The 941-nt window shown below is 41.4% G+C and carries 2 protein-coding genes; both read right to left on the minus strand.

Going from position 1 to position 941, the window contains the following annotated elements; translation table 11 throughout:
* Positions 1-126 precede the first annotated feature (126 nt).
* Entirely contained in the window at positions 127-393 is a 267-nt protein-coding gene (locus DP116_RS28325; RefSeq protein WP_048866887.1) for a BrnA antitoxin family protein, read from the minus strand.
* Positions 377-652 carry a BrnT family toxin gene (locus DP116_RS28330; protein WP_169158262.1) on the minus strand — a complete coding sequence of 92 codons (276 nt, stop codon included), beginning with the start codon at positions 650-652 and terminating at the stop codon, positions 377-379. The genes DP116_RS28325 and DP116_RS28330 overlap by 17 nt, the downstream gene beginning before the upstream one ends.
* Between the last annotated feature and the right edge of the window lie 289 nt (positions 653-941).

The raw sequence follows: 941 nt of genomic DNA on the forward strand, positions 1-941 counted from the left end.
TCATAATTATTTTATTTTTCTTTAACAACTCATTGCGTTTATGGATCGGACGAGTGCTGTAAGTTGAGAGTGCGATCGCACTTGTTTCAGCTTTATTTGGGTTTCAAGATAGCTAAAGTGGTGCTATCAGCCTATTTTCTCCAATAGTGCTTCGTTGATAACTGTTTGGTAGCCTATTCCTCGTTTTTCTGCCTCTTCCTTTGCCCAGGCTATGATTTTAGGATGAAATCTGATGGAAATCGGCTCATACTTTTCCTCTTCATCCTTAGCTGGTCGTCCGCGCTTCCTGAGTGTAATCCCAAACTGATCCGCGATCGCATCTCTGAATTTTTGGTTTTCTTCTGGTGTAACTTGTCTTGCTCTTTCAAAAGGAAACTCAGATTCCTGATTCATATTGTTGACACTCCCTTTTTGTCGCTTTTCTTGCACTAATTATCCTTATTCGCTCACCTCGCATGGTAAAAACAACCACAACAATTGAGCCATCTTCCGCTTCACCAATCGCCCATTCCCTTTCTTCTCCTTGAGAATGACTAGAGTCCTCCGTAAATAGAAGATAGGGATCGGCAAAAACTGTTAGAGCTTCCTCAAATTGAATACCATGTTTTAAAAAATTTGACTCAGCTTTATTCTCGTCCCACTCAAAACGTATTTATAGTATATACCAAAAATATTTGCCTTTGCTATCCTACACCGACTTGAACTTTGGGACGAAGTGCATAGAAGCGATAGCTTCGCTGCAGCATAGCGGCAGATCGCGTTTGTTGGGTTGATGGGAGAGTGCGTTAGCGAAGCTGAACGAAGTTCTAGCTTGTGCGACGTGAGTGCGATCGCATTTATTAGGGTTGGGAACTGTAACTTAAAATCTGTAAATATCTGGACATAGCTTCCGGAATGGGTACATAATGAAGTGTAGTCCTTACAAGTTGCACTTGAAATGG

The organism is Brasilonema bromeliae SPC951 (assembly GCF_012912135.1).
GTDB classification, from domain to species: Bacteria; Cyanobacteriota; Cyanobacteriia; order Cyanobacteriales; family Nostocaceae; genus Brasilonema; species Brasilonema bromeliae.